The organism is Saliterribacillus persicus, from assembly GCF_003337485.1.
Lineage (GTDB): Bacteria > Bacillota > Bacilli > Bacillales > Amphibacillaceae > Saliterribacillus > Saliterribacillus persicus.
This window is the reverse complement of record NZ_QPJJ01000003.1, coordinates 280718-306246: the sequence shown is the minus strand read 5'-3', so window position 1 is coordinate 306246 and position 25529 is coordinate 280718. Positions and strand designations below refer to the sequence as shown.

The window sequence follows — 25529 nt, the reverse complement described above, 5'->3', positions numbered from 1 at the left end:
GTAAAGGTCAAAAAAATGGTACTATACAGATGGGGTGATCACTTTGACAAAAGTACTTATCGTAGATGATGAAAAAATGATAGGCGAAGTACTGACTGCCTATTTTGAAAAAGAAGGTTGGGAAATTGAGAGTGCCTTTAATGGAGTAGAAGCACTGAAAAAAATAAAAGAAATGAAGCCTGATGTTGTTTTATTAGACTTAATGCTGCCAGATATATCAGGAGAAGAGGTTTGCCGTTTAACGAGAATGGAAAGTAATGTACCGATTATCATGTTAACAGCTAAATCAGCTGAAGAGGATTTGATAAATGGTATTGTTATTGGAGCAGATGACTATATTACAAAACCATTTAGCCCAAGAGAAGTTGTTGTTCGAGTAAAAGCGATATTACGAAGAGTTGGGAAAACAAAGAACGTTGACCTGCTCAGCTTTAATCATAAAGATTTAGTGATAGATACAGTAAAAAAAGAGGTTAAACGTAGGGAAGAAACAGTGTTATTAACGCCAAATGAATATAAACTTATAGTCGGCATGGCGGTTCATCCCGGTAGAGTTTACAGTAGGGCAGATTTACTAGCTAAGTTGCAGGATGATATACATTTTTATGAGGGTTATGAAAGAAATATTGATACACACATTAAAAACTTACGCAAAAAAGTGGAGGCAGATACCAGAAATCCAGTATACATATTAACTGTATTTGGTATGGGATATAAGTTTGGAGGAGAGCCAGATGAAGTTCTCTCTCTATTCTAAAGTATTATTTTATATTCTAATCGTCGCATTTTTCGGTGTTTTCCTCACTAGTTTCTCTATATTTTTTGGAGTAGAAAATCAATTTTCGAATTATCTAGACAAAAATAGAGAAAATAACAGAGAAATCATCATAAACGAAGCCGTAAAACAATTCGAGGAAACTGGAAATTTAACTAGTGAGCAAATGCTAAGCTCGATGCGAGAGCAAGCAATGTCAGAGAATCTGTTCTATAAAGTATATGACTCAAATGGTGAGCTCGTTGCAGATACCACCAACATGCTTGGTATGATGGGGATGATGGGTGGAATGCACGAGCAAAACAGAAGTGATAGCGAATATAAGATGTCCACTTACGACATTACTTCTGATCAAACTGTAATAGGGGAAATGGAATTTTATTATCCAGTCGAACTAATCGGTGAGGATTTCCTTTTTCTTGAATCTATCAAGCAAAATATATATATTGCCGTAATCGTTACGATAGTCTTGTCCATTTTGTTTAGCCTGTTATTTTCGAAAAAATTATCAGCTGGATTTAATCAGCTTTCAAAAGCCATCCAAGAATTACGAAATCATAAAAGACAGATTCGTGTCCCTGTAAATGAGCTAACTAATGAAATGAAACCACTTGGCGAATCATTTAATCAATTAGCAGAATCTCTCTTTAAAGAAGAAAAGCTTCGAAAACAATTTACAGCTGATTTTGCGCATGAGCTAAGAACTCCGCTTACAACACTTAGAAGTCAGATCGAAGCCTATCAAGACGGAATATGGGAACCAACAACTGAAAGGCTGGAACAGAGCCATGGTGAATTAATGCGTTTGGTTCGTTTGGTGAATGAATTAGAAGGATTAATAGCTGCTGAAAACCCTCAAATTAAGTTGGAAGAAAGGAAGCTTGACGCTAATGAAATCCTATCTCTGATAGAGGATCAGTTTCGTTCCAGCTATCGTGAAAAAGGAGTAGAATTGATTGTTCAAAAGCCGACTGAAGATATTTGGTTTATGGCAGATCGTGATAAATTGGTACAGATTATAACCAATATTGTCTACAATGCACTTCAATATACTCCTAGTGGAAAAAAAGTAAGATTGAACGCAAAAAACGACAAAGCATCTATTCACTTTGTCATAAGTGATGAAGGGACTGGTATTAGCAAGGAAGATCTTCCTTATCTATATGAGCGCTTTTACAGAGGGGATAAATCAAGAGACCGGAAAACTGGTGGAATTGGGATTGGTTTAGCAATTGTGAAGGCGTTGGTTGATGCGCATCAAGGAGAAATTAAAATTGATAGTGAAATAGGTCAAGGCACTACTGTGACAGTGTCACTTCCAAGGGAAAAGTAAAGGGTTTATAACTAATACACATTATTTGATAGACTTAATGGAGAAAAATATAACTAGTTCGATAAATATTAACCTTAATTGCGAACGAATTAGGTAATTTCTAGTAAAGATGCCTAACCACCTCATCATAACGAAGTGGTTAGGCATCTTTTGTTTGTCTGACAACCTATTACCCAATCGTTTTTTCAGGTTATTTCATTTTTATTTTAAAAAATGCCCTATTCATTACCTTTCTATTTCTATTGTAGTTTTTTTATTAAGTTATTCTATCATTTACAAATTTTTGTATAAAATTATTGTCTTTTAAGAACAAACTTGTGATGTTAGTGCTATAATTAAATGGGTATAAATAACTGATTGAGGAGAAAAATACATGAAAATAGTATGTACCGGTTACGGTGTTATTGCTCCAAAAACAACTAATGTTAAACAATACGTGTCTAATTTGAAAGAGGGTATTTGTGCGCTTGAGGTTGTGGAGAGTGCCGGTCCTCATGATGAGTCAAATATCGTTGGTTATGTGAAGGAAGGTCTAGAGGCATTAGAAAAGGATAGAAAAATAAATCGATTGCCTAGAGTTACAAAGCTTGGTATAGTAGCAGCAAAAGAAGCGATAGAATCTGCTAAAATAGATATAAATGATAAAAAAGTCGGGGTGTTTTTTGGAATTTCTCTTGGGGCCTCGGGCGAAAAGTTGTATCAAAATACTATAAAAGACGCAAATGAAGATAATTATCATAAAATGCCAGTTACATTTACACATTATGCGAATATGCATAGTGTGACAGCTGCTATTGCCCACTTCATTGGCGTGAAAGGAATCGTAAAAACCATAAGTACAGGCTGTACTGCAAGCATGGAAGCAATAGAAGAAGCAATGCTTTTTTTAGAAAGCGGTAAAATCGATATAGCTATCGTAGGTGGAACGGATAGCCCGATTAGCCAGGCGACAACCTATGCATTTTCAAAAACAAGAGTTCTTCCACTTAATCAAGCGCTTCATGCAGGTGCGGTTCCTTTTCATGAAGATAGTAAAGGTTTTGCAATGTCAGAGGCTGCAGGTGTGATTATACTAGAAAGAGAAGAAGATGCCTTACATAGAAAGGCTTCTATTAAAGGTGAAGTGGTTGAAGTAGTATCAAATAATGATGGAAATTATATTTTTTCTTTAGATGTTGATGGGGATCAAATGTTGAATGCATTAAAAACGATAATAGTAAATCGAAATCCCGATTATATTAGTAGTCAAGCACTAGGGATTCAGATTAATGATAGAATAGAAGAAAAATGCTCTAACCTTTTATTTGAACATAAAGTACCGTATACTTCTATTAAAAGCATGTATGGAAATCCTTTTGGTGCAATTGGGATCTTACAAGTGATTGCATCTTTTGTAAGTATGGAATATAATTTTATTCCACCTACTATTCGCACCGATAAAAAGGGCTATGAAAAGATGAATATTATAATGGAAACAACTTACCAAGAGATAAACGAAATTGCCATCACCAATCATGGATATGGTGGGAACAACGCTTGTGCTTATCTTAAAAAATACATTTCTTAAGGTAAACACCCTAGACGGGAAGTGATGAATTCAATGATTATCGGGTTACTAATTTGTACGATAGGGCTAATGCCGTTGGTTTTAGCACTTAGTATGAAAAGTATATATAAAGAGTCAAAATTATCTACTGCTTTATTTGTCTATATGCTTTTAGTAGCAATTTGGCAAATAGATGTAGGGATACTTTATTTTGCCGATGGTTTATCAGAGGAAACGGCTCTTATCTTATTTAAATTACTTCGTCTAGGGCCAACCTTTTCTGTACCAATCGTATTTTACATAACTTGTACGATCTTAAATGATGAGCCAACTATACTAAAAAGAAGTAATAGGTTTTGGATAGTGCTTCTTAAAATATTTGATAAACGCACCCTTTATTTTTTGACTGCCTGGAGTGGGATTGTTTATTTAATAAACTGGTTTCCGGTTGGAATTGATAGTTTACATACAAATAGGACAACCTTTCTGCCAATAGATCATTATTTCCCTGTGTATGGACCACTATCCTGGGTATACTTTGTTCATATGTTGGGCTTTGTTCTACTCATGGTCATCGTCTATTTAACTACGAAATTGATGATTGATTCTAATATGAGAAGCTTTCTACGAGTCTTCTGTATTTATTCTGTCTTTTTAATTGTATCTGGATTTCTTAACTTTTTCCCTGAAATGGGTGTGATATCTAGTAGTATCGGAGTTATCATGTTCTCAACATTTATTGTGCATGAATTTATAAAAATGAATACACAGATGAAGGCTCGTTATTATCAATTGATGGAAAGACAGAAAAAGCTAGACTATACTGGTAGTTTAGCGGGTAGTTTGATCCACGAGGTTAAAAATACCAATCAAATTATTATGGGATTTTCTAGCTTGCTTGATAATAAAGAGGCATTGGGAAAAAAAGATAAAGTTGCGGTTGATATGATTCAGAAATCCTCCGAGCATTTGGAAGGGTTAACGAATAATTATAAGGAATACTTAAAGTCTTCTTCTGTTTCTATAAAGAAGGAAAACATCGAAATAATTATTAACCGTGCAATTGGTTTTTTATCAGAGATGCTTAAAGAGCATGAAGTAACTGTTCAATTTACGAATAATTATGCGCCACTAGAAGCTCATGTGAATAAGACTAATTTTGAGCAATTGTTTATTAATTTAATCAAAAATAGTATAGAAGCAATGCCAAACGATAGAGAAGATAAGAAAATAATAATAAATACAGAGATAATTGAGGAAACGATAATTATTCATCTGAAGGATAAAGGGAAAGGCATTCCTAAAGGAAATTGGGAAAGCATTTTTGATCCATTTATATCTTATAATGAAAGAGGCATGGGCTTGGGATTACCATTCGTTAAAAAAACAATGATTGAACATCTTGGGAATATCAATGTAGTGGAAAGTAGCTCAGAAGGCACACATTTTCAGCTTGAATTACCTAAAAATGGAATTATGAATTTAAAAAATGAATAGAATAACTATTAAAATCCCCACACTTTTTAAGTAGTGCGGGGATTTTTTGTGGTGTTAATGTGAAGCTTCATGATTATGAAATTATAAGAACAGTATTATAAAAATGAAAAGAGGGTATACTGCCTATAGTCCTTTTATTGTTTGATAAATGCTAGTTGATTTTTCTACCAACTATTCCTTTTTTTTATAAACAGATTGGTTGAAAGAAAAGAAGGGTAGGTATGATAATAGATTATGTAACAGAAGAAAAAGGACGTTAGACTTTATAAAAGGAGTGAACGGAATATGGAAACAAAAGCAGTGATTATTAATAAGTATGGAGATAAAAGTGTTTTGGAAGAAGGTACTGTCACTTTACCAGAGCTAGGTGCGAATCAAGTATTAATTCGTGAAAAAGCTACTTCCGTTAACCCGATAGATTGGAAACTTCGTGAGGGATATTTAAAAGAAATGCTACCATGGGAATTCCCTATCATTCTTGGATGGGATGTATCTGGAATTATTGAAGAAGTAGGTTCAGAGGTAACGGATTGGAAAGTAGGAGATGAAGTATTTGCTCGTCCAGATACAACACGCTTTGGAACCTATGCGGAGCATGTTGTTGTGGATGATCATTTATTAGCGAAAAAACCTGCTAATATCTCATTTGAGGAAGCTGCTGCTGTGCCACTTGCTGGTTTAACGGCATACCAGGGATTATTTCATCATGGTAATCTGAAAGAAGGAGAGAAAGTACTGATTCATGCTGGTGCTGGTGGTGTTGGTATCTATGCTATTCAACTAGCCAAGCATGCAGGCGCTTATGTCGTGACAACTGCTAGTCAAAAGAATCACGAGTTTCTTGAGTCTCTAGGTGCGGATGAAATTATCGATTACCGCAAAACAGACTTTAAAGAAGTGGTGCAGGATGTTGACCTTGTGCTTGAAACAATTGGAGGAAAAACACAAGAAGATAGCTTTGAAGTACTGAAAGAAAATAGCGGACGTATCATTTCCGTTGTAGGAGAACCAAATCAAGACAAAGCAAAAGAAAAAAATGTATTGGCAAAAGGTATATGGTTACAGCCTGATGGCAAACAATTAAGCTTCTTAGCTAGTCTACTAGAAGAAGGAAAAATGAAAAGCATTGTTGGGAGCACCTATCCCTTAACGCAAAAAGGTGTGTACGATGCACATGAACTAAGTGAAACGCATCATGCTGTCGGTAAGATAGTTATTACAGCTGAGTAAAACTTATACTAGTGAAGTTAGGTAAAAGCCCTGTTCTAAGTAATTTCATTTAGAGCAGGGCTTTTTGTTGATAATTATTCCTTTAGATCTTAAATAATTCACTCCATGTGTTAGGTCCCACAATTCCATCGATTGTTAAGTTTTTATTTTTTTGAAATTCTTTTATAGCCGCAAGAGTTTTCTGTCCAAATATTCCATCAAGGTTTCCTTGATAATAACCAGCAATATTCAATAGCGCTTGAATGACCTTTGTAATATTCCCAGTCGCAGCAAGCTCAACATTGACTAATTTTGCTTTTGTTTTAGGTCCTGGTATACCATCTACTTTTAAGCCAGCATTATATTGCTTATTTAATTCATTTTGGAGTACTTTATACAATCCTGCTCTCGTCTTTGGACCAGCAATACCATCAATAGCAATGCTAAATCCTTCATTTACTACAAATTGTTGAATTTTTTTAATATAGTTATCCGTCTTGCCTTTTTGAGTAAAGCTATCTACATAATTTTGAGGGTTCAATGAACCACTTTCACGATCTTGTGTCCATCCAAAACTAGGTGAAGTTCGCTTACGCACTTCAAAATGAAGATGAGACCCAGTTACTCTTCCAGTTGCTCCTTGTGTGCCAACTACATCTCCACTGTTCACCTTTTGTCCAGCACTTACCGTGACACTATCTAAGTGTGCATAGAGATGTCCCTTACCAGCTGTATCCTTTAAGAAAACGACATTTCCATAATCGCCTAAGCCTGTACCACTTTTACCCATACCTGCAAAAAGCACCTCTCCACCTATAAATGCTGGAATTGGGGCCTGATGCCTCTCCACAAGATCAATCCCGGCGTGAAAGGATCTATTTCCATCAATCGGATGATTTATCCATCCATAAGGGTTCGTTATTCTATAACCTTTCCAATTTGCCATTTGTATTCCTCCTCCATATAGAATATAAAAGGAGAAGGATAAGGGAACGACATATATCTCTAATTATCTGTAATTGGGATTTGCATTAAATGTACTTGGAAAATTCTTCTTTAATTTTTGATGGCTTTATGGGAAAATAGACTTAGTATAAATGTGGTGAGGAGTATACATATGGGTCTATTTTCAAATTTGTTTAAAGGTAAAGAAAAAGTAGTGAAAAAAGTGGAGAAAAAAGCATCAAAACCAAAAAAGAAGCATAACCAACACATTGCTACAAGAAAAGGAGAAATAGGAGAACATAAAATAGATGTTCAATTATCTCAATTTCCTAAAGAATATAAGTATTTAAATGACTTAATGATTGAGAATAAAAAAGCTAAATCAAAGTATTCACAAATCGATCATCTCCTTATTACTCCATATGGGATATTTGTTATTGAAACAAAGAACTATCAAGGAACGATATATGGAGGAAAAGATAGAAAAACATGGTCTGTGAATGGGAAGTTTAAAATGATGAATCCATTCATACAAAATTATGGTCATATTGAAGCATTGAAGAATATAACAGAGAAGAAGTTTCATTCGACCTTTATTTCAGTTGTATCTTTTACAAAACGAAGTACATTTAAAATCGATGAAGTAGATCTTCGGAAAATTTCTTCGGATCAATTACTTGTTTACGATATTGAGCTGTCCGATTTTATTAATCGAAAAATAAATGTATTAAAATTGCAGCATGAAGAACCAGTTTTAACTAGTGTAGAAATGGAAAGTCTTTTTCAAAAGTATAAAAGTGAAAATATAGAGGATAAGCTTATAAGGGAAAGTCATGTTAATTCATTAAAAGCTCAGAAGAAAGAACCACCTGTAACAAAAAATGAGAAATCTGATGCTACATGCTCCATTTGTAAAAAGGTCGTATCAGAAAAAGTGAAAACGTATTGTTTATCTAATAAGAAGTTTGCTGGGAAAGTTTATTGCTACGATCATCAACGCCAAACAAAAGTATACTAAATTTAAAAACCATTTTCTTATCAACAGAAAATGGTTTTTAAATTTTAGAAGTCTGAAGTTACTAAAACTTCTTATTCTCCCTATATCGTGAAGTAACTAAAAACTAGAGGGCATTTCAATTTTAAAATTTGTAATAATTTCCTTCTACTTAAGTTTTTATATGAGGAGTAAGGGGAAAGCTATTAACAAAACGTAACGGTGGAGGGATATGCATGAGCAAGGAACATACTGATATGCCAAAAGACAAAGGATTGGACCATACCCTACAATTATTAAAAGAAGGCTATTTTTTCATCATGAATCGTAAGGATAAATACGATTCGCGCATTTTTGAAACAAAATTGTTAGGTGAAAAAGCTATCTGTTTAATCGGAAAAGAAGAAGCAGCATTATTTTATAATAATGATAAATTTTCACGTAAAGGTGCAGCTCCGGGAAGAATTCAAAAGACATTATTTGGTCAAGGTGGAGTGCAGGGCTTAGACGGTGAGGAGCATCATCACCGTAAAGCGATGTTTATGTCGCTGATGACGAAGGAACATCTCAGCGAAATCCAAAACATGACAAAAGAAGAATGGCGAAAAGAACTTAACAACCAATCTGAAGAAGTAAATGTTTATAACACCTCAAAACTCATTCTAACTCGTCTGGCGCTTCGCTTTACAGGAGTTCCGTTTAAAGAAGAGGAAGCAGAACAATGGGTGGATGAGCTGTCTGACATGTTTGAAAATGCAGCGGATATTGGACCAAAGCACTGGAAGGCGAGGATGTCTCGTAATAAGGCTGAAGACTGGATGATGGATTTGGTAGAAAGGGTACGAAATCGCGAGGTGCAGGTGAATCAAAATCGTGCTCTCCATCAATTTTCCTTTCATACGGATTTGCAGGGTGAGTTATTGGATAAAAAAATTGTTGCAGTGGAATTGTTAAATTTATTACGTCCAATTGTTGCAATTGCGGTTTATGTAGATTTTTTAGTTCTAGCTTTACATGACTATCCGGAAGAAGTGGAAAAGCTTAAAGACAGTGACAAAGAGAAATTACTACATTTTGTACAGGAAGTAAGAAGGTATTATCCATTCTTTCCGTTCACTACTGCGAGAGTTAAAGAAAGCTTTGATTGGAATGGTTATAACTTTAAAGAAGGTACACTGGTATTATTAGATTTATATGGCACCAATCATGATCCAGCACTATGGAGTAATCCAGGCCAATTTTATCCAGATCGGTTCGAGGAATGGCAGGCTTCCCCATTTGATTTTATTCCACAAGGTGGGGGAGAATTTGATATTGGTCACCGGTGTGCAGGAGAGTGGATAACGATTGATATACTGAAGGAAACCTTAGATTATTTTGTGAACGAAATTTCTTTTGAATTTCCAACACAAGATTTCAAGTTTAGTATGAATGATATTCCCGCACTTCCAGAGAGTAAAGTGGAAATTAGGAATATAAAAGTTAAGTAATAATAAAGATGAAAAAATCATAAGCAAAGTGAATAAAAGTAGAAAAAGGTTAGCGACTAACAGTCCTAGCCTTTTTCTAATGAAAATTATTAAGTTCTATGGCCTTGATTACTATATTTGAATGATATATTTTTAAAAAAATTACATAATTAATTTAAAATAAGTAACATCATTTTGTAATGGATTGATAGACTGAGGTAACAATTTAGTTCCATAAATTGTTAATTATTATCATTTCATTATTAGTATGGTAAATTGGAATCATTTTCTAATAAATAAATTAACAAGCGATGTAAAGTGTGATAGACTCCATAACTAATAAGTATGAGATTAATTTTAAATAAAAATGTAAGCGCATACTTAATAAAAATGTTAAGGAGTGATGGAATGAAGTTGAAAGAAGTAGGTAAAGTGTTGGTTTTGGTTTTGGCTCTTTTTGGGATTTATAACATCTCTGTATCAGCAGCATTTTGGGCAATGGATGAGCATCCCATGATCCATGATCCTTCCACCATTAAGGAAGGCGATACATGGTGGACATTTGGGACAGGAGAGGAGGATGGGAATGGAATACGCGTTATCTATTCTCAAGACGGTTTAAATTGGAATGAGGCGCCTGTGATTTTTCCTGAACCTCTTAGCTGGTGGAGTGATTATGTGCCAAATCATACGAGCGCACAATGGGCTCCAGATATTCAGTATTATGATGGAAGATATTGGCTATATTATTCTGTATCTTCTTTTGGATCCAATAATTCTTTCGTAGGATTAGTTTCAACGGAAAGTATAGCTTCTGGAAATTGGCGTGATGATGGTTTAGTGGTCCGTTCCACTACAAATGATAATTATAACGCAATAGATGGGGATCTTGTTATTGATGAATATGGACAGCCGTGGCTATCATTTGGCTCATTTTGGAGTGGGATTAAACTAACGAGATTAGATTCAAATACAATGAAGCCAACTGGTTCCATGCACTCTATTGCTGCAAGACCAGATCATCCAGATGGAGCAGTTGAAGCACCTAGCATAACGTATAGAAATGGCTACTATTACCTGTTTGTTTCTTTTGATAAATGCTGTAATGGTTTGGATAGTACTTACAAGGTAGCGGTAGGTCGTTCGACAAGTATCACAGGACCTTATGAAGATAAGGTTGGTCAAAACATGCTTTATGGTGGAGGAACGATTTTTGATACTGGAAATGACAAATGGGTCGCACCTGGTCATCAGGATGTATACAACAATAATATCTTTGTAAGACATGCGTATGATGCAGATAGCAATGGTTTACCAAGATTGTTGATCAATGATCTATATTGGGATAGTCAAGGGTGGCCAACATATTAAACATGGAAACGATTTAAGTGGCGCATGGCTATATAAGGCACAAAATTAAATAGGTTAACGCAGGATATAAAAAAGGAGAGAAGCAACTTTGAAATGCTCTCTCCTTTTTCCTTAAAATTCTTCGTATACAGCGGGATCCTGATCATTCATTCTTCCGTTAGGCTGTGTTAGTCCATTAATGGCATCGATGTCTTCTTTGTCGATTGAAAAGTCAAAGATCTCAAGATTTTCTCGTTGCCTTGTTGGATTAGAGGATCGTGGAATCGCTATGCTACCTAGCTGGTAGTGCCAACGCAAAATGATTTGTCCAACTGATTTATTATATTTAGTTGCGAGTTTTTGGAGGACGTCATTTTCTAATACGTCTTCTGCTCTGCAGAGAGGGCTCCATGATTCGGTAAGGATGCCTTTTTGTTCGTGATAATCGCGCTGCTCTTTTTGATTGAAAAATGGATGCAATTCTACTTGGTTGACGCTTGGAATTTCTCCGGTTTCTTTTTCTAAACGATCAATATGCTCAGGGAGGAAATTACTTACGCCAATTGAGCGAATTAATCCCATTTTCTTTGCATCGATAAGTGCTTGCCAAGCTTCAACGTAGTGATCTTGTTTAGGGTTTGGCCAATGAATTAAATAGAGATCCAAATAATGAAGGTTTGCACGAAATAAAGATTCTTGAATGGCTTTTATCGCTTCGTCATAGTGGTGATACCGTCCTGGTAGTTTTGAGGTGACGAATAATTCCTCGCGCTTTAGACCGGAACGACGAATCGCTTCACCAACCGCACCTTCATTTTCATAGTTATAGGCACTATCCAGTAAACGATAACCGTTGCTGATCGCACTTGTAAAGGCGTTAACACCTTGGCTTCCTTTTATCGTAGCTGTACCGAAACCGACAGCTGGTATTTCTACACCATCATTTAACTTTATCATAGGAACTTGCTTCGTCATCGTAACACTCCTCTTTGAAATGATTGCTTACATCTAGTAATACCACGAAAACAAGCTTTCTAACACTTTATTTGAATAAGTGGGAAGAAATTAATTATTATTCGAAAATATAAGCAATAACATCTAATGCCTGATCTATGGTTTCCACGGTTACATTTGCTTTATTTGAAAGCTCCTTAAGTGGATGAATATGTGATTCAGGTCTTATGATAATAGTAGGTTTATTCATTGCAATGGCAGTACTTGCATCCATTGCTGTGTTCCATTGTTTGTATTTTTCGCCGAAAAGGGCGATGACTATATCGGATCGCTCCATTAACACCTGGGTACGAAAATTGTTAATGCTAGAAGCGGCATCATCTTTAAAATAGTTGTTTGGTTGTTCTCCGAAAATGTCTTCCCCTATATTATCTGAGCGTTCATGATTGGTTTGGGGCCATACGAAGGTTAATGCTAAGTCTTTATCTTTCGCTTTTTGTTCTACTTCTTTTCTCCAATCATCATGAATTTGCCCTGCTAAATATACTCTTAAATTCATTTTTATCTCTCCCTTGTATTGTTAATTGTTAGCTCTATCATAAGGAAGAATTGCAAGCGCATCAAAATATACGCTTATGTGCGGAGATTAGAAATATTTCGCTTATTGCTAAGTTCGTGCAGTATAATTCTTAGTTTTCGATATACTATAGTTCGGTAAATATTATGCTTTGCTATAATACAAAAATGCAGCTGCCTCAGTTGGGCAACTGCATTTATATAAGTTAGCGTTGTTCTAATTTTGCAATTCGATCATCAAGTGGTGGGTGGGATGAAAATAATGAAACAAGTCCACCTTTACCATTACTAATCTTCATCGTTTGAATAGCTGAATCATCGGTTCTATCATTAACCTTCGCTCTATCGACATATGCCTTTAATGAGCGAAGAGCATGTGCCATTTTATCAGCGCCAGCTAAATCAGCGCCCCCGCGATCCGCATGGTATTCCCGGTGCCGTGAATAAGCACTTACGACGAGACTTCCGAGAATCGAGAATAAGATCTGAAAGACAATGATAGCTGCAAATTGAACGATCCATTGAATCTCAGAACGAACAAAACGAGAGACGATTACAGCTGCAATTCTAGAGAAGAATACCACGAAGGTGTTTACAATACCTTGTAATAGCGTCATGGTTACCATATCTCCGTTTGCTACGTGGGCAACCTCGTGTGCGATAACTCCTTCGATTGCATCATCGTCCATCCCTTGTAAGAGCCCTGATGAGACGGCAACTAAGGAACGTTTTTTTGTTGGTCCAGTTGCGAAAGCATTTACCTCAGGGGATTGGTAAATACCAACCTGTGGTGTATGCATTAAACCAGCAGTACGAGAAAAACGTTCAACTTTTTCATAAACGAACTGCTCGTGTGCGTTTTTAAAATTGTTTGGATCAATTACTTTAACTTTCATCATCATTTTAGCCATCCAACGAGATATAGCTAATGAAATAAATGCACCGGCAAAACCGATCAATATACTAAAAATCATTAAAGTACCATAGTCAATTCCTAACCCTGATCCTCCTGTTAGATAGGATGGATTGATATCAGTAAAGGTTGTGATTAATGTCCATGCAATTACAATTGTTGTCATGACTAAAATGTTCGTTAATAAAAATAATAGTATGCGTTTTCCCATTTACTTTCCCCCATTTAAAATAATTCTCTTTCATTATCATAACATTTTTTATCTATTTTTACCTTATTCAACTCTTGCCAATTTTATTTACATAAATTGAGGATGTGTGGACAGAATATAATGGAATTTCAATAACAGGAGGTTATCAGTGTGCAACACAATAATCAGCAACAAAATGCGAATCAAATGAACCAAACACATCAGAATCCAGGTAGTAGTCTTAATCATGGTGCTCATGAGATGCTTGACGCGCATGAATTAATTGGTTCTTTGATCGGAACTTTGGAACAGTATCAATTGTATGATCAAAACATTCAGGATCAAGAGTTAAAGGATATTTTACGTCGCCAATCTTCCTTCATGACACAAATGTACAATACAATCGTGGAATCCTTTCAAACAGGACAAGATCCTAAAATTCCAACACAGCAATATGAAATGAAGCAAAGTAATGAAATTATTTATGGTATGAAGCCAGGACAACCGAAAAAACCGAAGCAGTCTGTGCAGGAGTTTGGTGATGAATGTTATTCCTCATTCATGTTAGGTCATACTAAAACGTTAGGTTCCGCACTTGCGATGACAGGTGTTGAGATGAATAATCCGGTACTTAGACGACTTGTAGCGGACAGTGTACCAAATATGATTGAGATGAGCTATGAGCTTTTCTTATATCAAAATAAACATGGTTATTACCAAGTGCCACAGCTAAACACACAGGACATGACAACGATGATGCAAGGCTATACGCAAGCACCACAACAAAATATGCATTAGATTGGAAATGGAAAAAGGGATAAACTCTTTTTCCATTTTTAAATGATTTTGGGTTATACTTCATGTAAATATATAAATCTTTAATCACGTGAAAAGTAGGTGTTTATTATATTTGCTCCTAACCAAATTTTACAAACCTATAAAAAGTTTGATGACTTTCCTATGGAGACACTATCGAAGATATGGTATTTTAATCAACCAGTTAAAAGCAAACAACGTGAAGTAGGACTTTTAATAGAACATCGCATAAGATATGGTCTTTCTGGAAATTGCTTTGACCTTGCATTGTGGCTATTAGATGAATTTTCTAAAAATAAAATTCATGCTTATCCCGTGGCGAATGATCTATTCACTACAGATGCGCATGTTGCTGTGGTGGTGTTAGATGAAGATGGGTTCAGATACCTGTGTGATCTAGGCGATCAATGGATACAACCGATACTAATAGATAGTATTCATCCTTCGTATTCTGAAGATGCCTTCAGTAATTTTTTTCCCGCAGCAAAGGTTCAAGTGAAAAGGATGGAAAAGCGGCTGAGGGTATATTATCACCGATCAAACGGTAAATTCTCTACACAAAATTATGATCTAACACCAATAAGCATGGAGGTTTTCCTAAAAGGCGCTGAGTTTTCCCAACAACATATTTCGAGAAAACCACTGTTTGAAAAAAGAATTCCTTACAAAGAAGAAACTGCCCACTGGGAATTTTATAATTGGAAAAGTTTTTTGAGTACTTCTGAAGGTTTGATGAACGAAAAGAAAAGAAATAATACGAAAGAGTGGGCAGAAGTTATCGCAAGAATAGCAAATGCAGACATTAATTTTATTGACCAGGCTTTAGAAATGTATAAAAGAAGTTATTAAAATCCCTATTCTGGCGATAAGAATAGGGACTTATAATTACTATGATGTTCTTTCCTGTTTCTTTCTTTTTTTATCTCGCTTAATTTCTTTACTTGCTTCTTTATAAAAGGATGTGGCCATCAAAATCATAATCACACTAAAGGGAAGAGCAGCTATGATTAACATATTTTGTAGCCCTGTGGTGCCTCCAAAGTACACGATAATCGCTGCCATCGTTGACATGGTAAGTCCCCAAATAATCTTCACTGAATTAGTAGGGTTTAATGCACCAGCTGTTGTCAGCATTCCAAGTACAAATGTTGCCGAGTCTGCAGATGTAATGAAAAAGATCGCGATGACAAAAACAGTAATAAATGACATCAATGTTCCTAGTGGATAATGCTGTAACATTCCGAATGTAGTTGTTTCTAGACTGTACTCTGAAATTTTATCGATGCCAAGCTGTTCTATGTTTAAAGCAGATACACCGAACACTGCAAAGAAGATAAAACATACAAGCGCTGGAACAAATAAAACGCCTAACATAAACTCTTTAATGGTACGGCCTTTAGAGATACGTGCGATAAAGATTCCAACAAATGGTGCCCATGAAATCCACCATGCCCAGTAGAAGATCGTCCAATTATCAATCCATGTTCGTCCAGTTTCATTTAATGGAGAAATACGAAAACTCATATCAAAAAAGTTTGAAATATAGCTACCAAGTGTTGAGGTAAACATATTTAATATGTAAAGTGTAGGTCCTACTATAAATAGAATTAATAAAAGTAAAAATCCTAAGCCCATATTGGTGTTACTTAGATATTTAATCCCTTTACTTATCCCAGTTGAAGCTGACAAGATAAATAATCCAGTTGCGACTGCTAATATTAACAGTTGAAATAAGAAGTTATTCGGTGTATTAAACAAATAGGATAGCCCACCATTTATTTGAGCTGAACCAAAGCCTAATGTCGAAGCCACACCTACTATCGTAGCAAAAACTGCTAACGTATCAATCAATTTCCCTGCCATACCACTCATGCTTTTTTCTCCAAATAAAGGTACTAAAGTGGAGCTGATTAAGCCAGGGTAGCCCTTGTGGAACTTAAAATAAGCGAGTACTAGTGCGACCACACCATATACAGCCCACGCATGAATGCCCCAATGGAAAAAAGAATATTGGAGTGATTCACGAATTGCTTCATTAGAGCCGACCTCGGATTTTGGAGAGCTTTTAAAGGCGTGAGAAATAGGTTCAGCAGTTGTCCAAAATACGAGCCCCATTCCCATACCAGCGCTAAATAACATCGCAAACCAGGACGAGAGTTTGTACTCAGGCTTATCTGCGTCTTTACCAAGCTTAATACTTCCAAAACGACTCAGCATTAAATACACACAGAAAACTAAAAAGATCATAATAAGTAACAAATAATACCATCCAAATGTTTCTGATATGACACTAGTAATGTTATTAGTAACTTCTTGTAGATGCTCTGGATCAACAGCGCCCCAAACTACTACCACAGCACATAGAAATAGCGCATACCAAAATACCTGTGTTACATTTTTCATTTGTCCACCTCGTTAAGTTCAAAGTTGTGAGTCGAATGTATAAGCTTATCATTATTTATGAGGGAAAAAGTTTCTACCTTAATAAATATACCCTTTTCTACTATCATTCAACCAACTTTACATTATACTTAAAAGTGCTAATATTTCAAAAAGATATCTGCATTTTTGTAATATATTGTAATGAAAACGTAATCAGAATTTACCTCTTTTTTGTTTTACTTAAAAATGATCTATGTTACACTGACAATCAGCTTGAATTTGAAAGGGGAATATTGATGTCGAAAAAATGGATATTAGGATTATTGCTTGCAATATCCGTACTCGTATTAGGTGCATGTAGCGATGATGCGGAGGAATCTCAAGAAGAAAATAATAATGAAGATGAAGCAGCACAAGAAGAAACAACGGAGGAAGAAGCTGGAGAAGAAGAAAGTGGAGAAGAAGCCGCTCCAGAAGGGGAAGCTGGTACGCAGCAACCAGAGATGCCTGAGCCAGATTTAGAAGGTATTCCAGATGTTGTTGCTTCTGTGAATGATGAAGAAATTACAAAAGAAGAATTTGAACAAACATATAGCATGCAATTCCAACAAGCAATGGCTCGAGCACAAATGAGTGGTCAAGAGGTTGATCAGGATCAATTGAAAACTCAAATTGCAGAAAGCATGGTTGGACAAGAACTAGTTATTCAAGAAGCAAATAACAGTGGTATTGAAGCGACAGATGAACAAATCGATCAGACGTTAACTGAGTTAGCTCAGCAAAATGGTTTAGAAACAAAGGATGAGTTTATCACAGCACTTGGAGACCAAGGCATGGATGAAGAAGAAGTAATGTCTCAGGTTGAAACCCAAGTAAAAGTGGATGAGCTTGTTTCAAATGAAGCTGGCGATACTGAAATAACAGAAGAAGAGCTAAGAGAAACATATGATGAACTCGTTGCAGGGCAAGAGCAAGGTGGAGAAGATGTGGAAATTCCTGAATTTGAAGAAGTTAAACCAAATATTGAAGATCAACTAAAACAGCAAAAAGAAGCAGAAGCATTCCAATCACTAGTTGATAAACTACGTGAGGATGCGGATGTAACAATCAATTTATAAAACGTATATAAGTAGCACCGTAAACTACACCATAAATGTTCGGTAAGGGAGCATTTTATGGTGTAGTTTTTTCGTCACGCGTGCTTTCTCATTTGAAAAGAATCTCAGAAGTAAAATCCTCTATTTATGATTAAAAAATGTATCTCCGTTCTTTGTTATTTCATAAAATAATCTTACAATAATGGAATAATATGCTAAAATAATTTTTGGTAAGCATATAATTTCATTAGATTTTTTTGAAAAAATCTAATGAAAGGGGGGAGATTATGATTGATTTTTTTCATCCGCATGTAGGAAGAAATAAGCACCGACATTACATATTAACTCTTTTCTTTATAATCTTTATATTGTTCGTAGGATCTTTCGGATTTGTTTTATTAGATGATTTATTAAAAGGAGCAGCTAAAAATTCTTCATATCAAGCAATTGCTGAGCTTATTAGTATAGGTATATATAGCTTACTTACTATTTTAACGTTGTTTATTGCTGCAAACTGGATTCATAAGAGACCATTTAGAACTTTCATTACAGCAGCGCCAAAGTTTAGGTGGAAGCTAACATTTTTGGGTGCCGGATTGGTTAGTGCAAGCATCATATTTACTTTTTCTATAGCCATGTTATTTACACCAGAAAATTTCATTTTTAATCCCGTCTCGATTAGAGTTTTTCTTTCATTTTTCTTTATTGCGATCCTTACGATTCCAATTTTTGCATTTGTAGAAGATATTTTTTTTCGAGGCTTCTTATTGCAATGGGTAGGAAAGTTCTTTAAACGACCGCTATTCACCATAATTATAACTGGTATTATCTTTGGTAGTGCTCATTTTGCTAATCCTGAAATGGATATGAATCCAGTAGTGGTTGGATTGGGTTATCTTTTGTTTGGTATGCTATATGGATATACAGTTCAAATTACAAATGGAATTGAATTTGTATTTGGTGTACATACTGCGAATAACTTATTGCTAGCCTTCTTTTTTTCTTATGAGGAAAATGGGATGGGTACGGATCTATCAGTTTGGACGATGGAATATTCTAATGCAACTTTCCTTATTACCTTATTTGGAATGAATTTGTTATGGTATGTAGCTTTGTTAGTTATAGCTAAAAAAAGAGGCTCCGCATTATTTGAATGATATAGTGGGGCTGTCTGGAAACTGCTTAATTGGATGACAGCTTCTTTTTCTAGAGAATGATCAATTCTTATAAGGGATAATTTTTATATAATTTTAGAATATAATCTATTCTTCTCGCCTTAAGATAGTTCGTTGGAGTGGAATACCACCCATACTGACGTTTCTTTCTATTAACAAATAGGTATGTCCATCAATGTTGAATAGATTATTTCCCTGGTAATAAACATTTCTCCCTTGAGATTCGAGCTTTTTCTGGATCGCTGCTCTATAGTCCTTTTGGTTAAAATATCTCTCATCAAAATCAATCGTTATATTTCCTTTCCTATAACCCATCAACCAATTAAATAAGAAAAGAACGCCAAGTACGGTGAAAATAGTAACGAAGATATACATAGAAATTCCTCCTTCCTAGAAGTACGTATATCTCCTTAATTTTGTTTCATCTAATTGGTGGTGAATAGAAATTAAGATATAATTGCGAAGTAGACTCAATATAAAAGCAAAAGATCAGCCCTATGATTAAACTGATCCCTTTAAAAAATATGATTATTTTTTTAATTTTGTCACTTCTCTTCTCTAACCAAAGTCCCCGCATAACGGTCATGTGGCAAAACAGAACCGTCTTCACCTTCGAATCCTTTACGATCCTTTAAGTAATCTATCGTACTCACCGTGTCTCGATACACCATTCTTTTCGCGATTTGTGAACAAGTTGGTGTTTGTCCATCTTCATTTTGAAGTGTAAGTCCCATTGCTTTATAGCCAAGTGTCTGGCCGTTGCAGCTAAGCTGTACATATTCTAGTGCCCACAATACAGCAGTAGGTGTTACCAAGTTATGCACCGCTTCACTTTTCACCTTTTTACGCAGTAAATACTCTACACCAGCAGTTACAATACTAGAAATAGCAAGGTCAATACCTATTGCCTTCGTTCGTTTTTTTGTTAGTTCATTCATTAAATATCCTCCTCCAATGTCACTTATCTATATAATACGAATAAAGACAAGGTTAAGTTTCAAATCTTTATCTACTGTTTACCCTATTTAACGTGTTTCACGCATAAGAAATCAATTTTTGGGAAAAAGGAGAGATGTATGGCTATGAATAATTTTCTGAACATATTTGAGCATGTCTCATGGGCGAATAATCGTATTGTGGATGCTCTTGTCTATGCGGCGCATGAAGAGCAGGAGATGACGCGCCTATTTTCGCATCTATTATATGCGGAGAAAATTTGGATACTGCGGATACTTGGTGAGGACCCCTCAGCTATTCCGCTCTTTCGAAATACTAGCTTAGATGAATGTCGCTCGCTTATCGAGGAAAACGACCAGTTGATCACTCCATTTTTAAAAAGCATAAATGATCGGGAACTAGCTAGAATAGTTAGCTACACCAATAGCAAGGGGATAACATATGAAAATTCTGTGACAGAGATTTTGACACATGTGGCACTTCATGGGCAGTACCAACGGGGGCAGATTAATATGCGACTTCGGATGGGTGGAAGGGAACCGATAAATGTAGATTTTATTACTTTTTTACGGGAAGGCTAGTGTTAGGGTTTAGCATCTATTTTCAAATAGTGCGCATTATGTGGTAAAATAACAATCAGCATGAATTAGAGAGGGGAATAACGTTGTCGAAAAAGTGGTTAATTGGGATTATCCTTGCAATGTTTGCTGTTGTGTTAGTGGCATGCAGTGACAGTGCAGAGGAAACAGAAGAAAATAACGATACAGAAACAGAAGAGGAAGCGGCAGAGGAAGGTTCTGAGGAATCTGCTGAGGAACAAGCTACCCCACAGCCTGATCTAGAAGACGTACCAGATGTGGTTGCTGAGGTAAATGGTGAAGAGATTACAAAAGAGGAGTTTACGGAGGTCTATGAAATCCAGTTTGATCGTGCGGTACAACAAGGCCAGATCACGATAGATTCTGATCAAGAGAACTTTAAAACGCAGCTGGCAGAAAGCTTGATTGCACAGGAATTAATCAAGCAAGCCGTGAATGATAGTGAGGTATCTGTTTCTGATGAGGAACTTGAAGAATCATTTGTGGAGTTAGCTCAAAGTAATGGATTAGAAACAAAAGAAGATTTCTTGACTGCTGTAGAGGGGCAAGGAATGACGGAAGAAGAGGCGACAGAACAGGTGAAGCTGCAGGTGAAGGTAGATAAATTTGTTGCAGAAGAAGCTGGTGACTTGGAGCCAACAGAAGAAGAATTAGTAGAAACGTATGAAGAATTAAAGAAAGAGCACGAGGAGTCAGAAAATGAGCAAGAGCTTCCAGGATATGAGGAAGCAAAAACGATTATTGCTGATCAATTAAGAAAAGAAAACGAAGCAAGAGCATATCAAAATATCGTAGAAACGTTACGCGAGGAAGCGGACGTAACGATTAATTTATAAGACGAGAAGTCAGACTCTGTTGGGGGTCTGGCTTTTTTGTACATTAAAAAAGCATAAAATTTTAGCGATGTAGTAACTCGATGAAGTTAAAATTTCGCAAGTGCTAAGTATAAGTAAAACTAAGGTTATCGCCATAAAGACTTGGCGATAACCCTAGTTTTTCTAATTTAAAATTTCCAGTAGGTATTGTATAGTAATATGAAGGGGGATGGAGAAGATGAGTCAAATTAGTTATCAAACAGAGGCAGCTGTGACTGCTGAGGAATTGAGTCAGGTATTTAAAGCATCCGGAATTAAACGTCCAGTTGATGATTTAGGAAGATTAGATGCGATGATTAAACATGCAGATTTACTATACAGTGCGTGGGATGGGGATAAGTTAATTGGTGTCGCGCGTGCGATTACCGATTATAGCTATTGCTGCTATCTATCAGACCTTGCAGTTGATGCGGATTATCATGCAAAAGGAATTGGTAAGCATTTAGTTGAGATGGTAGGAGAGCATATTGGTGAAGAAGTGGCACTAATATTACTTTCTTCTCCGACAGCAATGGGGTACTATCCGAAAATCGGTTTTGAAAAAATTGAAAATGGCTACATAATCAAACGCAAGAGCTGAGACTTTTTCATTGACGCTTCCTTTTTGTAAGTGCTAATTTTAAATGGTACTCTATTTTGGAAAAAGGATGTGTGAGTTAATGAAAGATTTATTTTCTCCGTTTGAATATAAAGGGTTAACATTAAAAAATAGAATCGTGATGCCGCCGATGTGTCAATATTCTGTGGTCGATAAAGACGGGACACCAAATGCTTGGCATGATACACATTACATAAGTCGAGCAGTTGGTGGGTCGTCCTTAATTATTATGGAGATGACCAATGTGGAACCAGATGGTCGCATTTCTGATCAATGCTTAGGATTTTGGTCGGATGATCAAATCCCAGCCTATAAACGAATTATTGATGCTGTGCATAGTTATGACGCCAAAATTGGAATTCAAATTGCACATGCGGGTAGAAAAGCAGAGGACGCTGATCAGCCTGTTGCTCCTTCAACAATTCGTTTTGATGAAAATTATAAGGAACCAAGAGCGCTAACGACTGAAGAAGTTAAAGAGATGGTGGAAAAGTTTCGTCTTGCAGTTCGACGTTCTGTTAAAGCGGGCGTTGATACGATTGAGCTTCACGGCGCGCATGGTTACTTAATTCATCAATTCCATTCTGAATATACAAATAAGCGTACCGATGAATACGGAGAGCTTAGCAAATTTGGTGTCGAGGTTATTCGTGCTGCAAAAGAAGAAATGCCAGCTGATATGCCATTGATCATGCGGATTTCTGCGGTCGAGTTTGTAGAAAATGGCTATGAAATTGATTATGGCATTAAGATTGCAAAAGCATATAAAGATGCCGGAGTTGATATTTTTCATATTAGTGCTGGTGGAGAAGGTGCGATTGCTCCTGCCAAACATCCAGGAGGACATGCAGCGTATTTAGTTCCATATGCACGGAGTATTAAAGAAGCGGTGGATGTTCCAGTGATTGCTGTTGGAAATCTAGATGATCCAAAGGTGGCTGATGCAACCATTTCTAATAACGATGCAGATTTAGTAGCAGTCGGAAGAGGAATGCTTCGTGATCCATACTGGGCGATAAGTGCAGGAATAGAACTTGGCAAACAGGCCCCGATTCCAGAGCAATATTTGCGCGGATTTTAAATGTGATTAGATACAGCTTTTTTATTAATGGGAGACACTGAGATTCAGTGTCTTCTTTTTATATGGATTCAAAAAGATAGCATTCGTGTGAGGAGTTGCAAGGAAATTTGAAAAGCTGCAAGCAAATCTAGAAAGTTGCAAGGAAATCTGGAAAGTTGCAAGGAAATCTGGAAAGTTGCAAGGAAATCTGGAAAGTTGCAAGGAAATCTAGAAAGTTGCAAGGAAATCTAGAAAGTTGCAAGGAAAACTGAAAAGTTGCAAGGAAATTTGAAAAGTTGCAAGGAAAACTGAAAAGTTGCAAGGAAAACTGAAAAGTTGCAAGGAAAACTGAAAAGTTGCAAGGAAAACTGAAAAGTTGCAAGGAAAACTAAAATGCTACAAGGAGAATGGACTCTCATAATAGAATTATTAGTATAATTAATGATTTTTAACACGATAAGGATATAGTGAAGGGGCGTTTTATGATGGGCGCGGAATTATTTGCAAAACTAGTTGAAATGGAAAAAGATTATGTATCTTTGTTTTCTGTGAGTGAGGAAAAAAAAGATAAGATAAGGTTCACAGACCACCAATTACCTACTATGTATAATCACAATTTTGTGCATTGCAAGTCTGAAGAGGGCTTCGTAGAATTTGTAAATAACGAATTGAGTAGCAAGGAAACCAGAGATAAAGGTTTCTTGAGAGTGGAAACTTTATTTTCGATAAACGAAGAAGATATGCTTAAATTTCATGTTAAACCTACTATGAATAAGTACATTTTTTTGCATATAGAAACAAGAAGACACAGCGAATTACGAGGAAATTCTGATTGTCATATTGTTGAAGCAATCGATTCGAAAATAATGAAAGATGGAATTTATATGGATATAGAAGCGAATAAAAAGGATTTAGGAGTGGATTTTGCTAAAAGAAGAATTGAAAGAAAAGCTAGCGTATATAAAGATGAAAACAAAAATCTCCAATTTTTTGTTTGTTATCATCATGGCACTCCTGTTGGTAATATTGAATATATGGCATTGAATTCTATTGTAAAATTAGAAGATTTTGATGTGTTGGAAGCTTATCAGCGCCGAGGTTTCGGTACATCTATTCTAAAGTTTTTATTAGAAAAAGCTCATAATGAAAATGTGGAAGATTTATATTTAATAGCAGATGATTCCGATACGGCAAAGGAAATGTATGAAAAATGTGGATTTGAAAAACTAGGGGAGAAAACAGAATTATTATTTTTTCTTAAAAACTAAATACTGATAAAAGCGCGAAGACGAGAATAAAAGCACGAAGTCGAGAATAAAAGAGCGAAGTTGAGAATAAAAGCGCCAAGTCGAGAATAAAAGTGCAAAGTCGAGAATAAAAGCGCGAAGACGAGAATAAAAGCACGAAGTCGAGAATAAAAGAGCGAAGTTGAGAATAAAAGTGCAAAGTCGAGAATAAAAACGCGAAGTCGAGAATAAAAGCGTGAAGTCGAGAATAAAAGCGCGAAGTCGAGAATGAAAACGCAAAGTCGAGAATGAAAACGCAAAGTCGAGAATGAAAACGCAAAGTCGAGAATAAATGCTCACAGGCAATAGATAATCACAGAAAAAAAGGAGGAAATATATATGAGAAATGTACTTTTTGTTCATAGTGCGGGTCCGCAGGGTTCAAATCAAGGTAGTACGGGTTTCGTCGCTCATTTAAGGAAAGAGTTGCAGGAGGATTTTAACGTGATTGCACCAGACTTTCCGGAGCCTGAGAATCCAAGGTTTGACGAATGGAAAGAGCAGCTTAAGAATTCCTTAGATAAACTAAATGGGGATATTATATTGATCGGTCATTCTCTTGGTGGTTCTGTACTTGTAAAATATTTTTCTGAAGAGGAATGCAGGCTTCCTGTTCGAGCTATATTTTCGGTAGCTGCTCCTTACTGGGGGAAAGATGATGATTGGCAAAAACGAGATTTTCAGCTTTCTCAAGACATAGATCTTACAGCTAAAACCTGGCCAGTGCTCTATTTCTATCATGCAAAAATGGATCCTATTGTTCCTTTTCATCATGTGAATTTGTATGAAGCAAGTTTTCCAGAAGCTACTGTCCGTCCTCTTGAAGGAGATAGTCACTTATTTGAAGAAGGAATTCCATCATTAGTTAAAGATATTAAAGCGCTGTAGCGTGCGCCTTCCCTCGACGGTGTGCTGGTAAAATCAAAAAACCTC

At 36.0% G+C, this 25529-nt stretch carries 25 protein-coding genes; 18 read left to right on the top strand and 7 right to left on the bottom strand.

Annotated features, from left to right (window positions below; all coding sequences use genetic code 11):
- The first annotated feature begins 43 nt into the window (after nucleotides 1-43).
- The 5 genes from DFR57_RS05095 to DFR57_RS05075 all read left to right on the top strand — a co-directional run bounded on the left by DFR57_RS05095 (nucleotide 44) and on the right by DFR57_RS05075 (nucleotide 6381).
- Nucleotides 44-757, top strand: a complete 714-nt coding sequence (locus DFR57_RS05095) for a response regulator transcription factor (RefSeq protein WP_114352071.1) — start codon at nucleotides 44-46, stop codon at nucleotides 755-757.
- Nucleotides 735-2108 (top strand): sensor histidine kinase, encoded by a 1374-nt coding sequence (locus DFR57_RS05090; protein WP_114352070.1) that lies wholly within the window; start codon nucleotides 735-737, stop codon nucleotides 2106-2108. The genes DFR57_RS05095 and DFR57_RS05090 overlap by 23 nt, the downstream gene beginning before the upstream one ends.
- A 373-nt stretch (nucleotides 2109-2481) precedes the next feature.
- On the top strand, nucleotides 2482-3675 hold the full coding sequence (locus DFR57_RS05085) for a beta-ketoacyl synthase N-terminal-like domain-containing protein (RefSeq protein ID WP_114352069.1): 1194 nt from the start codon (nucleotides 2482-2484) through the stop codon (nucleotides 3673-3675).
- Nucleotides 3676-3699: 24 nt separating this feature from the next.
- On the top strand, nucleotides 3700-5151 hold the full coding sequence (locus tag DFR57_RS05080) for an ATP-binding protein (protein ID WP_245937395.1): 1452 nt from the start codon (nucleotides 3700-3702) through the stop codon (nucleotides 5149-5151).
- Between the two features lie 285 nt (nucleotides 5152-5436).
- On the top strand, nucleotides 5437-6381 hold the full coding sequence (locus DFR57_RS05075; RefSeq protein ID WP_114352068.1) for an NADP-dependent oxidoreductase: 945 nt from the start codon (nucleotides 5437-5439) through the stop codon (nucleotides 6379-6381).
- Nucleotides 6382-6463: 82 nt separating this feature from the next.
- Here DFR57_RS05075 and DFR57_RS05070 read toward each other — a convergent pair whose 3' ends face one another.
- Nucleotides 6464-7306, bottom strand: coding sequence for a peptidoglycan-binding protein (locus DFR57_RS05070; RefSeq protein ID WP_114352067.1), 843 nt, complete (start codon nucleotides 7304-7306; stop codon nucleotides 6464-6466).
- Nucleotides 7307-7477: 171 nt separating this feature from the next.
- Between DFR57_RS05070 and DFR57_RS05065 the strand changes: the two genes are divergently transcribed.
- The 3 genes from DFR57_RS05065 (at nucleotide 7478) to abnA (ending at nucleotide 11139) form a co-directional block, all read left to right on the top strand.
- Nucleotides 7478-8323: a nuclease-related domain-containing protein gene (locus DFR57_RS05065; protein ID WP_114352066.1), complete on the top strand. Its 846-nt coding sequence runs from the start codon at nucleotides 7478-7480 to the stop codon at nucleotides 8321-8323.
- Between the two features lie 212 nt (nucleotides 8324-8535).
- On the top strand, nucleotides 8536-9789 hold the full coding sequence (gene cypC / locus DFR57_RS05060) for a CYP152 family fatty-acid peroxygenase CypC (protein ID WP_114352065.1): 1254 nt from the start codon (nucleotides 8536-8538) through the stop codon (nucleotides 9787-9789).
- A gap of 387 nt (nucleotides 9790-10176) precedes the next feature.
- Nucleotides 10177-11139, top strand: coding sequence for an arabinan endo-1,5-alpha-L-arabinosidase AbnA (gene abnA / locus DFR57_RS05055; RefSeq protein WP_114352064.1), 963 nt, complete (start codon nucleotides 10177-10179; stop codon nucleotides 11137-11139).
- Nucleotides 11140-11250: 111 nt separating this feature from the next.
- Here abnA and DFR57_RS05050 read toward each other — a convergent pair whose 3' ends face one another.
- The 3 genes from DFR57_RS05050 to htpX all read right to left on the bottom strand — a co-directional run bounded on the left by DFR57_RS05050 (nucleotide 11251) and on the right by htpX (nucleotide 13772).
- On the bottom strand, nucleotides 11251-12093 hold the full coding sequence (locus DFR57_RS05050; RefSeq protein ID WP_114352063.1) for an aldo/keto reductase: 843 nt from the start codon (nucleotides 12091-12093) through the stop codon (nucleotides 11251-11253).
- Nucleotides 12094-12190: 97 nt separating this feature from the next.
- Nucleotides 12191-12631, bottom strand: a complete 441-nt coding sequence (locus DFR57_RS05045; RefSeq protein WP_114352062.1) for a YtoQ family protein — start codon at nucleotides 12629-12631, stop codon at nucleotides 12191-12193.
- Nucleotides 12632-12854: 223 nt separating this feature from the next.
- Complete coding sequence (gene htpX / locus DFR57_RS05040; protein ID WP_114352061.1) at nucleotides 12855-13772, bottom strand: protease HtpX; 918 nt, start codon at nucleotides 13770-13772, stop codon at nucleotides 12855-12857.
- Between the two features lie 150 nt (nucleotides 13773-13922).
- On the opposite strand from htpX, the gene DFR57_RS05035 reads away from it, so the two are divergent.
- Entirely contained in the window at nucleotides 13923-14549 is a 627-nt protein-coding gene (locus DFR57_RS05035) for a spore coat protein (RefSeq protein WP_425450940.1), read from the top strand.
- Between the two features lie 162 nt (nucleotides 14550-14711).
- A complete protein-coding gene (locus tag DFR57_RS05030; protein WP_245937394.1) occupies nucleotides 14712-15416 on the top strand; it encodes a hypothetical protein in 705 nt (234 codons plus the stop codon).
- A gap of 39 nt (nucleotides 15417-15455) precedes the next feature.
- Here the strand turns inward: DFR57_RS05030 and DFR57_RS05025 are convergent, their stop codons facing one another.
- Nucleotides 15456-16970: a BCCT family transporter gene (locus tag DFR57_RS05025; protein ID WP_114352060.1), complete on the bottom strand. Its 1515-nt coding sequence runs from the start codon at nucleotides 16968-16970 to the stop codon at nucleotides 15456-15458.
- Between the two features lie 275 nt (nucleotides 16971-17245).
- On the opposite strand from DFR57_RS05025, the gene DFR57_RS05020 reads away from it, so the two are divergent.
- Both DFR57_RS05020 and DFR57_RS05015 read left to right on the top strand, forming a co-directional pair.
- Nucleotides 17246-18067 (top strand): SurA N-terminal domain-containing protein, encoded by an 822-nt coding sequence (locus DFR57_RS05020; RefSeq protein WP_114352059.1) that lies wholly within the window; start codon nucleotides 17246-17248, stop codon nucleotides 18065-18067.
- 266 nt (nucleotides 18068-18333) lie between these two features.
- Nucleotides 18334-19203, top strand: a complete 870-nt coding sequence (locus DFR57_RS05015) for a CPBP family glutamic-type intramembrane protease (RefSeq protein ID WP_114352058.1) — start codon at nucleotides 18334-18336, stop codon at nucleotides 19201-19203.
- 105 nt (nucleotides 19204-19308) lie between these two features.
- Here DFR57_RS05015 and DFR57_RS05010 read toward each other — a convergent pair whose 3' ends face one another.
- Entirely contained in the window at nucleotides 19309-19596 is a 288-nt protein-coding gene (locus tag DFR57_RS05010; RefSeq protein ID WP_114352057.1) for a hypothetical protein, read from the bottom strand.
- Between the two features lie 170 nt (nucleotides 19597-19766).
- Nucleotides 19767-20159 (bottom strand): RDD family protein, encoded by a 393-nt coding sequence (locus tag DFR57_RS05005; protein ID WP_114352056.1) that lies wholly within the window; start codon nucleotides 20157-20159, stop codon nucleotides 19767-19769.
- A 138-nt stretch (nucleotides 20160-20297) separates the two neighbouring features.
- On the opposite strand from DFR57_RS05005, the gene DFR57_RS05000 reads away from it, so the two are divergent.
- From DFR57_RS05000 to DFR57_RS04975, 6 genes are all read left to right on the top strand, one after another.
- Nucleotides 20298-20759 (top strand): DinB family protein, encoded by a 462-nt coding sequence (locus tag DFR57_RS05000; protein ID WP_245937393.1) that lies wholly within the window; start codon nucleotides 20298-20300, stop codon nucleotides 20757-20759.
- Nucleotides 20760-20842: 83 nt separating this feature from the next.
- Complete coding sequence (locus DFR57_RS04995) at nucleotides 20843-21613, top strand: SurA N-terminal domain-containing protein (protein ID WP_114352055.1); 771 nt, start codon at nucleotides 20843-20845, stop codon at nucleotides 21611-21613.
- A 208-nt stretch (nucleotides 21614-21821) separates the two neighbouring features.
- Entirely contained in the window at nucleotides 21822-22232 is a 411-nt protein-coding gene (locus DFR57_RS04990) for a GNAT family N-acetyltransferase (RefSeq protein ID WP_114352054.1), read from the top strand.
- Between the two features lie 79 nt (nucleotides 22233-22311).
- The gene (locus DFR57_RS04985) at nucleotides 22312-23331 is read left to right on the top strand and encodes an NADH:flavin oxidoreductase/NADH oxidase (RefSeq protein ID WP_114352053.1); all 1020 of its coding nucleotides are present in this window, start codon (nucleotides 22312-22314) and stop codon (nucleotides 23329-23331) included.
- A gap of 461 nt (nucleotides 23332-23792) precedes the next feature.
- Nucleotides 23793-24578, top strand: a complete 786-nt coding sequence (locus DFR57_RS04980) for a GNAT family N-acetyltransferase (RefSeq protein ID WP_114352052.1) — start codon at nucleotides 23793-23795, stop codon at nucleotides 24576-24578.
- Between the two features lie 357 nt (nucleotides 24579-24935).
- Nucleotides 24936-25484, top strand: a complete 549-nt coding sequence (locus DFR57_RS04975; protein ID WP_114352051.1) for an alpha/beta fold hydrolase — start codon at nucleotides 24936-24938, stop codon at nucleotides 25482-25484.
- Nucleotides 25485-25529: the final 45 nt, after the last annotated feature.